Source organism: Peribacillus muralis, assembly GCF_001645685.2.
In the GTDB taxonomy this organism is placed as follows: domain Bacteria; phylum Bacillota; class Bacilli; order Bacillales; family DSM-1321; genus Peribacillus; species Peribacillus muralis_A.
This window is the reverse complement of sequence record NZ_CP017080.1, coordinates 223,735-238,106: the sequence shown is the minus strand read 5'-3', so window position 1 is coordinate 238,106 and position 14,372 is coordinate 223,735. Positions and strand designations below refer to the sequence as shown.

Here is a 14,372-nt window from a genome sequence, read left to right as displayed (position 1 = left end):
GCATAACCCTTCCATAATAAAACCTTTTCCTTGACTTTAACATTATTTACCTTTATTTTAGGGCATAAAGACCTATAGATTACAGGTTTAAAAATTTTATACTGAAGTTATATTCTTAAAGGAGATGAAAAATTGAATTCGAACTCTAAATTAGTTTCGAAGTTGCTGCCGTTCCTGACGGCTTTCATTGTGATAATTGGTGGTATCAGTTGGTATGTTGTAACTCAGTCAAAGGAAATGGTCATTCCCTTTTCTTCGGTTGAAAAGACGATTAAAGCCCAGAATGGGGCTCTTGTTTCCATAGAAGAAAAAAGAAACGGCACTCTCCACATCACCACACCTGAAGGAGAATATGTTTCTAGCATTCCTCCCAACAGTCAAATGATCAATAAACTAGTCGAAACTTATAACGTTCGGTATTCTTTTTCTTCAACCAATAAGTCGGCATTATGGATTTTGGGCGCGTTGTTGACTGCCCTCGCCGCAACCGCTGTGATCATACAAAAAAGATCCAAAGGCGGCCTGCGCATCGGCAGCAAGAAACAAAGCCTCTCCTCCCCTAGGCCTTTACCTGAAATAACCTTGGCTGATGTAGGAGGCTTGCAGAACGAGATCAAACAGGAAATCCTTCAGACCCTCACTACACTAAAGGAACCTGAGCGTTCGGAAAAGATAGGAATCAAGCCGCCTCAAGGCATTTTATTATACGGACCGCCAGGAACCGGAAAAACGCTTCTTGCACAGGCAATAGCCAAAGAGCTAGGTGCCAATTTCTTCTCAACGAGCGGCTCGGCCTTCAACGAAATGTTTGTCGGAGTCGGTGCAGCGCGTGTCCGCAGTCTTTTTCAAAATGCACGCAAGCAATCGCCAGCGGTCATTTTCATCGATGAAGTGGATGCACTGGCTGGAAAAAGGAAAGCCCATGGCGGCGAAGAAGCGGAGAAAACGTTAACGGAATTACTTGTACAACTGGATGGAGGTCATCCGAATGAAGGCATTCTATTCATTGCCGCGACCAACAGGAAAGATATGCTTGATGAAGCGTTTCTGCGGCCGGGCAGGATTGATTTCTCTTTCCAGGTCCCACTTCCCGATACTCAAGGACGAAAGGAAATCATCGATATCCATACGAAGGGAAAACGCCTGGCGACCGACGTCCTTGCATCCCTTGATGAATTGGCCGAAAGTACATCCGGTTTCTCCGGCGCGGACTTAAGCTCCCTATTCGATACGGCATCCCGCCACGCCCTTAGAAATGAACAAGATATGATCCGTAAACAGGATCTCGATTATGCGATAGACCGTACGATTTTAGGTGCCACATCACGCACGTTGAACGATATGGATACAAAACGGCGGGTCGCGATCCACGAAAGCGGACATGCCTTGATTGCCGCTTTGACAAAGCCTGGCTCCGTTCGGAAAGCGACGATCATTCCCCGTGGCGAGGCCCTTGGATATGTTGCACCGATACCGAAGGAACTCCATCTGGCTACAGCAAGTGAATTGCTGGATCAAGTCAAAATGATTTTGGCCGGTGGCGTAGCTGAAAGAATGTATTTAGGGGAACACAGCATTGGTGTAGGCGGCGATGTACAACAGGCCAAACATCTCCTTGAGCAGATGGTCGATACAGGAATGCTTCAAGACGGATTTACCCTTACATTCAATAAAAGCGATAAGGAACTCAAGATGCAGGAATTATTCACCAGAGCGATTTCAGAAACGGAAATGTTGATTGACGCGAATCGCCCTCAATATGAAGAACTGGTTGAGGAGCTATTGAAAAAAGAAACGCTTGAGGGATCGGCTGTACAGCAAATCGTTGACGCTTCCGAATTAACGAAGGCATGCTCCAACGCTTAACACCATACCTTGCAAGATTAGGGGCCTGGACAGGCCCCTTTTTTAATTCCCATTTAATCGATATAAAGGGGCATTCATTCAAATGGAACGCTTATACAATCCGATTGCTTATCGGCAGATTTATTTTTTCTGCCGATATTGCTGCATTCCAATGAACAATATTTACTGCTTGCCTTTCTTGGTTTATACTCTTCCCCACATTGTTCACATTTCTTCCATTGATATTTTATATAGGCTGTCCCTTTGCAAGTTTGGGAACAGTATTTGGCATTTTCATTATAACTTTTAAATTCCTGACCGCACATCAGGCAATTGTATTGTGCCATTATCTTTCCTCCATATAATAAAATCTAATAGTTGGGCACCTTTTATCAATCTATTTTTTCGTATTGATGACGGAACTCACTATCAAAAGCGTATTCCTTAGTGTTCCCGGAGCTTTTATACTTCACCTGTATGAAACTTATCGCTATTGCCGCAATCACGGCCGGAATCGCGAAACTAATGAAGTTCATATAGACGGGCAGCTTTAGCTCGATCAGTACGCCTCCCATCGCAGGTCCCAGAATGGCACCGAACCTCCCAATCCCGAGGGCCCATCCTAGAGCTGTTGATTTGACATCAGTCGGATAGAAGATTGATATGAAAGCATTGTTTAAGTTTTGGGATCCGATCGTGGCCGCTCCAGCAACCGCAACCAATACATATAAAATGACCGTACCTGGTTTAAGGCCGAGTAAGATTAAACAAATGGCGCCAAAGGTATACAAACTGATAAGTACCCTTTTCGATCCAATCCGGTCTGCCAACCAACCACCACAAATCGATCCGATTATCGCCCCGATATTCAAGCTGAAAAGAAAAAGCAAGCTGGACTTTAGCGGATAACCTGCTTCCACCATCAATTGAGGCAGCCAAGTCCCTAATCCGTAAACCATTAATAACCCCATAAAACAGGCAATCCAGAACATGATGGTCGATCTTCCTCGCCTCTTTTCAAATAGCTTGGCCACCGGCACGCCTGTCGTCGATAATCCGTTTACGAATCTATCGTTTTCCTGCGGTTCGTAGGATGGGTTCAAGCGCTTCACTATTGCACCGGCTTTTTTATATTCCCCTTTTTCAACATAATAATAGAGAGACTCCGGTAAAAACTTTATTAAAAAAGGGATTGCTAATAATGGAATCGCCCCGATGAAGAACATCCAATTCCAACCTAGGGCCGGAATCACATTCATTCCTAAAAGTGACACCAAAATGCCGCCTATCGAATAACCGCTAAACATGATGGCGACCATCATGTTTTTTATCGATTTTGGTGAATACTCGGACGTCAGGACGACCAACAACGGAGGAATCCCTCCCAGGCCGAGACCTGCAATAAATCGGTATACGGCAAAATCAACCGGACCTTTTGCAAAACCTGTCAATAAAGTGAATGTGCCAAAAAGAGCGACACATATAATGATCACTGCCTTCCTCCCCACTTTATCTGCCAATATCCCACAGAAAAGTGAACCGATAAGACCGCCAACCAAGGTTAAACTTCCAATCATGCCTAAAACACTTGGAGCTGTCCCCCAGGCTTCACCTAAACTCGGGATGACGGCGCCATAAACGACTAAATCAAATCCATCAAAAAGAATGAGAAAAATGCACCATAATAAAACGGAAAGATGAAAAGAATTGAATTTACTATTTTCGATGACGTGTGCAATATGTATATTCCGCATGTTTATTCCCCCGTAATGTTTGGTATCCACTTCCAAAGGCCATGCCGAATGGAGATAGCGGAGTGTCAGCCGATTTTCATCTTATGTTCATGAAAACTGAAAACCACCTTGTCACTTATGTTTTCGGGGTTAGTTTAAGTCCCTCACAGATTCTCTCAAAGGTGAAATATACGGGCTTATCCATGAAGCCTGCGGCACTTCCCAGATGCGCGCAAACGGCAAGACTATGTTCGCTGTCTACCCTGTATTGTTTACAGGTATAATCAGTTATTGGTTTATTGCTATGTACCTCTGTCAGTTGAATGTCATCCATTCCATTCCTGCTCACATTAAAATCGCGTAAAGGGATGGATAATCCTTTACCTACCGCTTTGATATAGCTTTCCTTCAAGGTCCACATATCATAAAAAGCTGCAAGTCTATCTCCCGCTTCCCACACCTGCCCATATTCTTCTTCTGTAAAGAAACCTTTAGCCAACTCCAAATCAAACGGACCGGTTTTCTCAATATCCACTCCAACCTCCTTATCATGTATGGCACAAGCCACATAGTCACCAGAATGGGAAATATTATAATGGATAGCTGGATGCTTGGATAAAAAAGGCTTTCCATATGAATTTGTTTCAATTTCCACACCGCCCATTAATGAACCGTACCGTTTTTCCAAAATGAATTTCAGCAGCAAGTCCCCTATTATGGACCTGTATGCATCATCCACCTTATGGTATCTTTTCAGACGAAGTTGCCTTTCCGTCGAAACATGGGTAAGCAGCTCATCCAGCGCCTCACCCTCTCTCATTGCAGGCAACTTACATATATATACCTCTACCATTCTTCTCCCTCTTCTCCCTGCTGCTAGCAAAAATGAATAGGAGGTCACTGTATAATACAGCGACCTTCCCTTTAATAAAATCCCCTGACTGACTAATGAATGAGTCACTCACTAACGCTTCTGACCTGTTTTACATCATGGGATTCAGCCGTACCCTTTGCTGGCATGATTGCCTTGAAATCATCCTTCCTCAAGCGCAGCGCAAACATTAGGGCTGCGACGAGGAAAAAGGCGGAACCGAGAAGGGCGAATTGATATGAAGCCAAGTGAACCTCCAAACCGCCATTTGCTCCCGTACCCGTGCCGACTGCCCCGATAATGCTGGCCAGGATGGCTACTCCAATGGCAGATCCAATCCGGTTTTGCACATTGAACAATGTGGTTGCCCTTCCCATGGAAGCCGAGTTGATATTCGTGAAAGTAGAGAATTGTACCGCTACGACCGTGTGTCCCAAGCATATTCCGATGCTAAATAATAAGGCACGAAGGAACCACGGGTTGGCTGTCGGTCCAACAAGGCTTATTAGTGTAAATATGACGATCGTGCCAAGCAGTCCTATCCGGATCACTTGGTGGATCCCCATTTTTTTGGTGGTCCAAGGCATCAGCCGCGATGACACCATCAAACCTAGCGCTTCTGGAAAAGTCGTCAGGCCGCTTTCTAAAGCGGAAGCATGCAGCGAACTTTGGTACATTAGCGGAAAAACAAAGAGCATGCCCAATAAGCCTGCCATTGAGAATAAAGAAATGATGCCCAACGTTCGAAATAATCGGTCGGATAATAAACGCAAATCAAGCATCGGTTTGTCCACTCTTAACTCGTGTAGAATGAATAGGCAAACAAGAACGGCTCCAGCAATTCCTGTATACAGGACAACGGGGGAAACCCACCCTTTGGTCGGTCCCACGTTCAGTGCATACATCAGCATGGAAAAACCAGCTGCCGAAAGCAAGAATCCCGGGAGGTCCAGCCTACCGGCGGAGGGCTCCTTATGTTCCTTCAAAAACAGCAAGCCGAATAGTAAAACGAGAATGCCGAAAGGAACATTTATATAAAACGACCAGCGCCATGACAGCTGCTCGGCAAAGAATCCGCCAACTATAGGCCCAATGGCTGGTGCAAAGGCAATCGGAAGCACAAGGGACCGGGAAACCTTAGGCCGCTCCTTTGGAGAAAATGTTCTAAATAAAAGCGCCATTCCAACTGGTGTCAGGATACCGCCCCCTGCCCCCTGCAAAACCCTGAACAAGTTCAAGGTTTGCAGATCATTGGCGAAGCCGCATAAAAGGGAGGCGACCGTGAAGACGCCCAAGGCCATCAAGAAGATTTTCTTAGTGCCAAAGCGATCACCAAGCCAACCAGCAACTGGGAGGAATACGGCCAGACTTACTAAATATCCGATGTTGATTCCACTCGTCGACGAAGGCTCGATGTTAAATTCCTTACTGATCGTTGGAAGGATCACATTGACGATCGTCCCGTCCATCGAAACCATGAACATCGCTATGACATAAACGATGCTCACTACTAATTTAGGATCAAGCTGCATCCTTGCTCTCACTTTGTTCCATCACTGCTGGCAACTAGCTTCAAGCTTTTTGGCTGCAAGTCCGTCCAGTTCGTACTAATGTACTCCAAGCAAGCCCGGCGGCTCTCCTCTCGGTATATGACGGACCAGCCGGATGGAATAACCAGAAAAGCGGGCCATAGGGAATGCTGACCTTCTTCATTTATCAATACATTGTAGATGCCATTTTCATTCTCGAAAGGGTTGGTCATCAGTTATCTCCTCCTACATTAATCTTGGCTGACTTGTTCAGATTGGAAAGTTTATGTGCAATCACTTGACCGATTTCAGCAAGCGGTCCTGGCTGACACATATCCTTATGGCGGCAATCGATATTATGCTGTTCAATTTCCCCATGAATGAATGGGCTCCATGTCTCTGGGTGAATCGGATCAAACCAGTCCGGGATGATCGTCGACCTAAAGAAGAGCACATCGCCTTTAAAGGTTTTTGGTTTATACTCACTCATGATCCGAACCGAATTTACATAAGTCTCTTTCAGGTTCAGGATCGTTTCCTCTTCTAAACTGGCCAATGCACTTCCGTCACGACGCAGGATTTCTATGGCACTGGCATTATCCAATGGCTGGTCCCCTAACGTATCAGGATCGTATCCACCCAATGCAAGTAGTGCGATTAAAGCTTCTTCATCATCCGGTGCCTCATTTATAGGCAGGAAATGACTTGGATATGCATCCAGGATTGCAACAAGACGGACGTCCTCTCCTTCATTTTGCAGTTGGGTTGCCATTGCATGAACGACATTGCCTCCCAGGGACCAACCCAATAGATGGTAAGGCCCTTTTGGCTGGATCGTCCGTAACTGTTCAATATAGTCGGCAGCCATTTCAATCAACGTTTTCGGGAATGGTTCTTTCTGAGCTATGCCTCGTGCTTGCAACCCATAAATAGGATAATCAGGTCCAAGTGCAGTCATCAATCCAGCATAGCACCAGCTAAGACCGCCTGCCGGATGTACACAAAACAACGGAAGTTCCTTCCCATTTTTCCTAAGCGGCAGCAGGACGTCCAATGCACTTTGGCTTGTACCCATTTCCAATCGTTCTGCTAGGCCCGCAACAGTCGGAGCTTCGAATAAGTTACCAATACTAAGCTCGACACCAAGAGCTTCACGGATTTTACTCATCAAGTGGACAGCAAGCAGCGAGTGACCGCCAAGATCGAAGAATCCATCATCTATTCCGACCTGAGGCAAATCGAGAACCTCCATGAATAGATCGCAAAGAATCTCCTCCTGCGGCGTTCTCGGCCCGCGCCCCGATTGGACGGCACCGAATTCCGGCGCAGGCAATGCCTTGCGGTCCAACTTACCATTCGGTGTCAATGGCAGTTCTTCCATTTCAACGAACGCGGAAGGGACCATGTAATCAGGCAAACCTTCAGCAACGTAACGGCGTACATGTGCAGGATCGAGGGTCACATTTGCAGCCGGTACGACATATGCGACCAATCGTTTATCACCAGGGTTATCTTCACGAACCACGACCGCAACTTGTTCAATATCCGAATGCTGTGCAACCGTCGCCTCGATTTCACCCAATTCAATCCGGAATCCGCGGATTTTGATTTGATGATCGGCACGCCCCATATAATCCAATGAGCCATCCTCGCGCCAGCGAGCCAAATCTCCAGTACGGTACATCCTGTCACCTGATGAACTGAATGGGTTGGCAACAAAACGGTCCGCCGTCAAGCCAGGGCGTCCTAAATAACCACGAGCAAGACCAGGTCCGGAAACATAGAGTTCCCCCACTACCCCTGGCGGAACCGGCTGTAAGACGGCATCCAGCACATACACCCCAAGATCGGGTATCGCACGGCCAATGAGGCTATTGGCTTTTATGGATGTAATATCACGATTAAGCTCTAGATAGCTCACATGGACGGTCGTTTCGGTTATTCCATACATATTGATGAGATATGGTGCATTTTCCGGATGACGGCTATACCAATCCTCCAAACGGCTTAGTTCAAGTGCCTCTCCGCCATAAATCACGTAGCGTAAAGCAAGTTGCTGCCCGATTTCAGGCATTTCCCGATCAGCCTGCATCAATTGATAAAATGCCGATGGAGTCTGATTCAGTACCGTTACTCCTTCTTTAACCAATAGCTGTAAAAATTCCATTGGTGATCGGCTGATCGAGTGCGGAACGACAACAAGCTTGCCTCCGTGAAGTAACGCTCCCCAAATTTCCCAGACCGAAAAGTCAAATGCATAGGAGTGGAACATCGTCCACACATCTTTGGAATCGAAATCGTACCAATGCTGCGTCGACCCAAAAAGTCTGATTACATTCTGGTGCGGAACGACAACCCCTTTTGGTACACCGGTTGAACCGGAAGTATAGATAATATACGCTGAATTTAGCGGCGATAACGGCCGGATGCGATCAACATCCGTTGGATTGAGTGGCGAATGATGCTCCAATTCTTCAAGGGTACTCGCTTCATCCAGGATGATTTGCCTGATACCAGTCATCTCAGGTAGCTTCGAAGCTACACTCGAATCCGTCAGAACACATGCAGGCTGCGCATCAGAGAGCATGAACGATAACCGATCTGCTGGATATTCCGGGTCCAAAGGTAAATAGGCGGCTCCTGCCTTGAGTACGGCCAGCAATCCTACAACCATTTCCAATGATCTAGGCATGGCCAATGCGACGAATTGCTCCGGTCCTACCCCTTTTGCAATGAGCAGGTGGGCAAGCTTGTTCGCCTTTTTGTTTACCTCTTCATATGTCAAGAAAGTCTCTCCATATACCAAAGCAATATGGTGCGGATACTTTCTCACCTGTTGCTCAAGCATAGAAGGTATACTTGCTTGCTCTATCTCGTCGGACCTTCCATTCCAGTCGACAAGGATTTTTTGACGTTCTTCAGGAGCCAGTATATCCAAATGCCCTATATGCTGATCGGGTTCCGAAAGGGCGCCGTCCAATAACTTTAATAATCGATATATCAGCATTTCGGCAGTATCACGTTTAAAGAGATCTGTACTATATTCAAGGAATCCGCTGATTCCATCCGGACTGCCATTTTCAGCATGCACTTCACGGAATTCCAGCGTCAAATCGAATTTTGAAGCACCTACGCTGTATAACTTCAGATTGGATTGAACTCCTGGAAGCTCCAATTTAGGATCTGGTGTATTCTGCAGGGCAAGCATGATCTGGAATAACGGATGCCTAGAACGTGAACGGACTGGATTCAGCACTTCCACCAGTCGCTCAAACGGCAGGTCCTGATGCTCATAAGCATGTAAATTGACCCTCCGCACCCTATCAAGAAGCTCCCGGAATGTAGGATCACCTGAAGTATCCGTACGTAACACCAAGGTGTTGATGAACATCCCTACCAAGTCGCTTAAAGCATCATCACTGCGACCCGCTATCGGACTTCCGATCGGTATATCATTACCGGCGCCAAGGCGAGTGAGAAGTGCAGTCAGACCGGATTGCAATACCATGAATAAGCTGACGCCATTTTCACGAGCCAAATCCAATAACCGCCGATGCATGTCGGGATCTATCGAAAAATCAATCGTATCCCCTCGGTAGCTGGATTCCAGTGGCCGTGGAAAATCGGTAGACAATTCCAATTGATCCGGCAGGTTGGCTAATACCTCTTTCCAATATTCGATTTGTTCATTGGCTAAACTGGCTTCATCACTTTCGCTTCCTAAAAGGTTCTCCTGCCAGAGTGCATAATCGGCATACTGTACAGGCAGCGGCGGCAGGTTCGGTTCGGCACCATTAATTCGCGCCGCATAAGCTGCGGTCAAATCGCGAGTAAGCGGTGTTAGCGACCATCCATCTCCTGCAATATGATGTAATAATAAAACCAATACATGCTTGTCAGCGGCCATTGTGAAAAGCTGGGCACAAATGGCTGGTTCTTTTGCAAGATTGAAACTATATCTCGTAGCGGTAGCGATTTCCGCTTCAAGCTCTGCCTCGTTAATATGCGATACCAATAATTCCACCTGCGCCTCGGAAGGGTCTAGCACATATTGATGCGCTGTACCCGAGGTAACGGGAAAGAGCGTACGCAAAGATTCATGGCGCTCGACTACATCATTGAGCGCGGCTTCGAGTGCCCCGGTATCAATTTCACCGGACAATTCAACCACGAGCGGAATGTTATACGTCGGGCTAGGACCTTCCAGACTATGAAGGAACCATAATCGCCTCTGTGCAAAGGAAAGGGGTACCTGTTTTGGCCTTGATGCCTTTTTAACAGGCAGCCGTGCACTTCTCCCGTTGGAAAGCTGTTTGACAAGACCGGAAACGGTCGGTGTCTCAAACAATTTGCCAATGCCTATTTCAACTCCGAATGTATCTCTTATTCTCGCCATCAAAGTCGAGGCAAGAAGGGAGTGACCGCCTAAATTAAAGAAGCTATCATCGATACCGACCCGCGAAAGGCCCAGAACCTCGGCGAAAAGATCGCTGACGATTTCCTCCTGCGGTGTTCTTGGAGCACGTTCGGAAACAAGTGCAGAAAGATCAGGCGCAGGCAATTCCTTCCTGTTAAGCTTTCCATTTGGAGTCAATGGCAGCTCCTCTAGTTCAACGATAGCGGATGGGACCATGTATTCCGGCAAGACATGGCCTGCAAATTCCCGAATTTCCACAACATCGGCCGTCACGCCCAAAGAAGGAACGATATAGGCAACGATCCGTTTATCCCCCGGCTGATCTTCGCGTACGATGACTGCAGCCTGCTCGACGTCAGGATGTCGGGTAAGCCTGGCTTCGATTTCCCCAAGTTCAATGCGGAACCCTCTTATTTTGATTTGATGATCGGCACGGCTGATATAATCCAGTGTGCCATCACCGCGCCAACGAACAAGATCGCCGGTACGATACATGCGGCTGCCCTTTGGACCATATGGATTAGCGACAAACCGCTCAGCAGTTAAGTTCGGGCGGCCTAAATATCCTCGCGCAAGCCCTATACCCGCAATATATAATTCCCCTACAGTCCCTTTAGGAACGGGTTTCAAAGCTGCATCCAGCACAAATACCTGTGTATTCCAAAGTGGCTTGCCGATCGAGGGCATACCGCTCTGTTCAGGATCAAGGGTAATGGCTGAAGACCATATCGTCGTTTCCGTCGGTCCGTACAGATTCGTCACTTCACATCCTAATTCATGTAAATCGTTTGTCAGGCTGATTGAAAGTGCCTCTCCACCAACTAACACCCGGAAATTCTTTATCACATCAGGATAATTCGCTACAAGTGAATGCCAAAGCGTTGGTGTGGCTTGCATGATGCTTATTTCATGCTGAACGATCATCTCGGACAAGGTTTTGGGATCTTGAATCGTTTCCTTAGCGGCAATGACACAGCTTGCCCCATTCAAAAGTGGCAGGAAGATTTCCAAACCGGATATATCAAAAGCAATGGTTGTAACAGCCAGGAGACGATCGCGATGATCCAAAGAAAATTCGCTCTGCATTGAATAAAGGAAATTAATAAGACTTTGCGATTGAATCACGATACCTTTTGGCTTCCCTGTAGAACCCGAAGTATAAATCATATAAGCCGGGTTAAGCGGGGACATCATTCCCTTCCTTTTTTCATCTTCCACATTTACATCCGGCTGTTTCGCTAGCGCAAGAATGGTCTCTTCCTCATCCAATAAGATGCGCTCCGCTCCTTTGGCATCCGTTAGTTTCAAGGAAATCCCTTTACTCGTTACGATTGCTGCAGGCCTGGCATCCTCAAGCATGAATTCGATTCGATCTGATGGATAATCCGGGTCGATAGGTAAATAAGCCGCTCCGGTTTTTAACACAGCCAACATGGAAATGACCATATCCACCGAACGCGTCAAAGCGATGGCCACGAATTTCTCAGGTCCCATACCCCTTTCCAAAAGGAGGTGTGAGAGTTGATTGACCCGCCTGTTTAAATCCTTATATGTAAGAACCGTATTTTCATCGATTACAGCTGTCCAATCTGGGGTTTTTCGCACTTGTTCCTCGAATAATCCAGGTAAAAGTCCAGTTGGGAGCTCCGTTTCCGTTTGATTCCATTCAAGCAGGACCTGCTGGTGCTCCTCAGGCAATAGGAGTTCAACTTCCCCGATCGATCGATCTTCCTCTGCAATCGCAACCTTTTCAAGAAAACGGATAAAACGTGCATGATGAGCACCTAAATCTTCAGTGCTATATACTTCCGGGTTCGCATCTATATCGATCCTCAGCCCTTTTCCATCAGACTTGTCATAGATGTTAATCGACAAATCATCGACGGGACCGGTGGCAAGCTTATGTGTGATCGCCTTGCTTCCTGAAAAATCAAGTCCATAGTCAAAAGGCATGACATTTATCTGCGGTCCGAATAAACGCTGGTTATCACCCAGCAATTTAAGGTCACGGCGCAATTCTTCATGGCGATAGTTTTGATGGCGGCGGATGGTGCGGACTTCCTTGGAAACCTGCTGCACCAATTCTTTAAAGCTCATCTCAGACTGTACAGATAACCGCAGCGGCAACAGATTCATGACCATACTAGGGATGTTCAATGAGGATGACCCTAACCGTCCCATCATCGGTAAGCTGAGGATGACGTCCTCCGAGCCTGTCAAACGGTTCACATAAACGGCCGTCACTGCAATCACCACTTCATGCCAGCTTCCCGAATATTTATGAGCATTCGCTTTTAACGCTTGTGTAGCGGAAGATGATAAATAACCCGTTTTACTAAGAAAGCCTTTTGAGGTCCTTGGCGCTCGATCAGCTAGGCTCATGACCTCCGGCTGATCGGCAAAACGTTCTAGCCAAAACTGGCGATCACTTTCGAACTTTTCGGAATTCCTATATGCCTTATCTTCCTCAAGCAGTGTATGTAAAGGGGAAAAAGCAGCTTCGTTCACATTTACCCCTTTTTGAAGTGCCGTATATAATTTGGCTACGCGTTGTGAGATAAGGGAAAATCCAAATGCATCCATAACAATATGGTGAATGCGTTGATACCAGAAAAAGCTGTCCGAATCGACCTTGAATAAAACTTGATTGAAGAGCGGGTCATTTTTCAAGTCTATCGGATGGGCCAAATCTTCTTTCATCCATTGAATGGCCTTGTCCTTGGAGTTTTCCTCTTCGCTTAAGTCCATGAAAGTAAAAGGAAAATCAAGCGATTCGCCGCTCATTTGAAACGGTCCATCATAATCCTCGCCAAAACGGACATGTAAAAACTCGGCCTCCTTGACCGCCTGCGTCAGTGCCTGTTCAAAATGCAAGATATCGATCTGTCCAGCTATTTCTATGTATTCCCCTGTGTTATATATCGGGTTGTCCGGCTCCAGCTGCTGAGCGAACCAGATACCGGATTGTGCGCCGGTCAACTTCCAGCGCACATCTTGATCCTGAATATTAAGCACTCCGAATTACCTCCTTCTTGTTTCTAATTCAAGCTAACACTTTTTGGGAAGATAATAATTCCCACCACGCGGCGAGTGTAGGTTTTTCAGCCATCTGCATGAAATTGATTTCCGCCCCTTTTCCCCTTAGGATTTCAACAAGGCTCATCATTCTAATCGAATCCATTCCTATATCCACTAGATCCTCGTTGTCACCTATATCCGATGGGGATTCACCAAGAAGATCAGCTATTGCCACCCTCAAGCCATCCAACGTCAAACCATGAACATCTTTTTCTTGTACGGTCCCGCTTGCTGCTTGTTCATCGCTATTCAACTGTTCGAGCAACCGTGATGTCGTTGTTATGACGGCACAACGTTCAGCTGCATACTTAATCGCCATTTTATGCTCCTCTAATGAAAAGTCCGCTACTGCATCCGTTATAAGGAATGGTTCAATATCTTGCATGAAGGCCTCACTTGCTGTCAGAAGACAGCCGATATGTGCATAGACCCCACAAATGATAAGTTGATCGCGCCCTTGCTCCCTCATCATTTCAAGGAGATTCGTCCGTTTGAATGCACTATAACGCCATTTGGTAAGGACAATGTCTTCCTCGCTTGGAGCAACCTCGTCAACGACTTTAGTTTGATTGATATCGTCATCAAGTCCCGGGCCCCAAAAGTCAGTAAGCAGTGCACGGTCCTCAGGGTTTTGATTGCCAGGTTGAGCTGTATAGACAACAGGGATGCCCAGGTCCACACAACGGCTTTTTATTGCCTGTATATGTGATATCAGCTCCGTTATCGGTGATTCGGTTACTGTATAGTAATCGAGGAAATATTGTTGCATGTCATGAACGAGAAGCACTGCACGCGATGAATCTGCTTTCCACGAAACTTTATTATTTGGTAACTCGGATTCTACAGGCATTGCGTATGGTGTGATAGCAGGAATAGCCATCATAATCACTCCTTCTATG

Annotated in this window: 8 protein-coding genes; 1 reads left to right on the top strand and 7 read right to left on the bottom strand. The window is 46.5% G+C overall.

The features are described from left to right. Positions 1-132: 132 nt before the first annotated feature. Positions 133-1,866: an AAA family ATPase gene (locus tag ABE28_RS01200; protein ID WP_064462200.1), complete on the top strand. Its 1,734-nt coding sequence runs from the start codon at positions 133-135 to the stop codon at positions 1,864-1,866. Between the two features lie 74 nt (positions 1,867-1,940). On the opposite strand, the gene ABE28_RS01195 is transcribed toward ABE28_RS01200, so the two are convergent. From ABE28_RS01195 to ABE28_RS01165, 7 genes are all read right to left on the bottom strand, one after another. Further along, positions 1,941-2,192: a hypothetical protein gene (locus ABE28_RS01195; RefSeq protein WP_064462199.1), complete on the bottom strand. Its 252-nt coding sequence runs from the start codon at positions 2,190-2,192 to the stop codon at positions 1,941-1,943. Between the two features lie 45 nt (positions 2,193-2,237). Then, complete coding sequence (locus ABE28_RS01190; protein ID WP_083231909.1) at positions 2,238-3,599, bottom strand: MFS transporter; 1,362 nt, start codon at positions 3,597-3,599, stop codon at positions 2,238-2,240. Between the two features lie 115 nt (positions 3,600-3,714). Further along, a complete protein-coding gene (locus ABE28_RS01185; RefSeq protein WP_064462198.1) occupies positions 3,715-4,431 on the bottom strand; it encodes a 4'-phosphopantetheinyl transferase family protein in 717 nt (238 codons plus the stop codon). A 104-nt stretch (positions 4,432-4,535) separates the two neighbouring features. Further along, the gene (locus ABE28_RS01180; RefSeq protein ID WP_064462197.1) at positions 4,536-5,981 is read right to left on the bottom strand and encodes a DHA2 family efflux MFS transporter permease subunit; all 1,446 of its coding nucleotides are present in this window, start codon (positions 5,979-5,981) and stop codon (positions 4,536-4,538) included. 8 nt (positions 5,982-5,989) lie between these two features. Beyond that, the gene (locus ABE28_RS01175; RefSeq protein ID WP_064462196.1) at positions 5,990-6,211 is read right to left on the bottom strand and encodes an MbtH family protein; all 222 of its coding nucleotides are present in this window, start codon (positions 6,209-6,211) and stop codon (positions 5,990-5,992) included. Next, the gene (locus ABE28_RS01170) at positions 6,211-13,410 is read right to left on the bottom strand and encodes an amino acid adenylation domain-containing protein (RefSeq protein WP_373921312.1); all 7,200 of its coding nucleotides are present in this window, start codon (positions 13,408-13,410) and stop codon (positions 6,211-6,213) included. Before ABE28_RS01170 ends, ABE28_RS01175 begins: the two co-directional genes overlap by 1 nt. Before the next feature lie 28 nt (positions 13,411-13,438). Next, positions 13,439-14,353, bottom strand: a complete 915-nt coding sequence (locus tag ABE28_RS01165) for an isochorismatase (RefSeq protein ID WP_064462195.1) — start codon at positions 14,351-14,353, stop codon at positions 13,439-13,441. Between the last annotated feature and the right edge of the window lie 19 nt (positions 14,354-14,372).

Excerpts from the sequence above, each read along its gene's own strand:
- ABE28_RS01185 (WP_064462198.1), bottom strand. The coding sequence starts at position 4,431 with ATGGTAGAGGTATATATATGTAAGTTGCCTGCAATGAGAGAGGGTGAG.
- ABE28_RS01165 (WP_064462195.1), bottom strand. The coding sequence starts at position 14,353 with ATGGCTATTCCTGCTATCACACCATACGCAATGCCTGTAGAATCCGAG.
- ABE28_RS01180 (WP_064462197.1), bottom strand. The coding sequence starts at position 5,981 with ATGCAGCTTGATCCTAAATTAGTAGTGAGCATCGTTTATGTCATAGCG.
- ABE28_RS01175 (WP_064462196.1), bottom strand. The coding sequence starts at position 6,211 with ATGACCAACCCTTTCGAGAATGAAAATGGCATCTACAATGTATTGATA.
- ABE28_RS01190 (WP_083231909.1), bottom strand. The coding sequence starts at position 3,599 with ATGCGGAATATACATATTGCACACGTCATCGAAAATAGTAAATTCAAT.
- ABE28_RS01195 (WP_064462199.1), bottom strand. The coding sequence starts at position 2,192 with ATGGCACAATACAATTGCCTGATGTGCGGTCAGGAATTTAAAAGTTAT.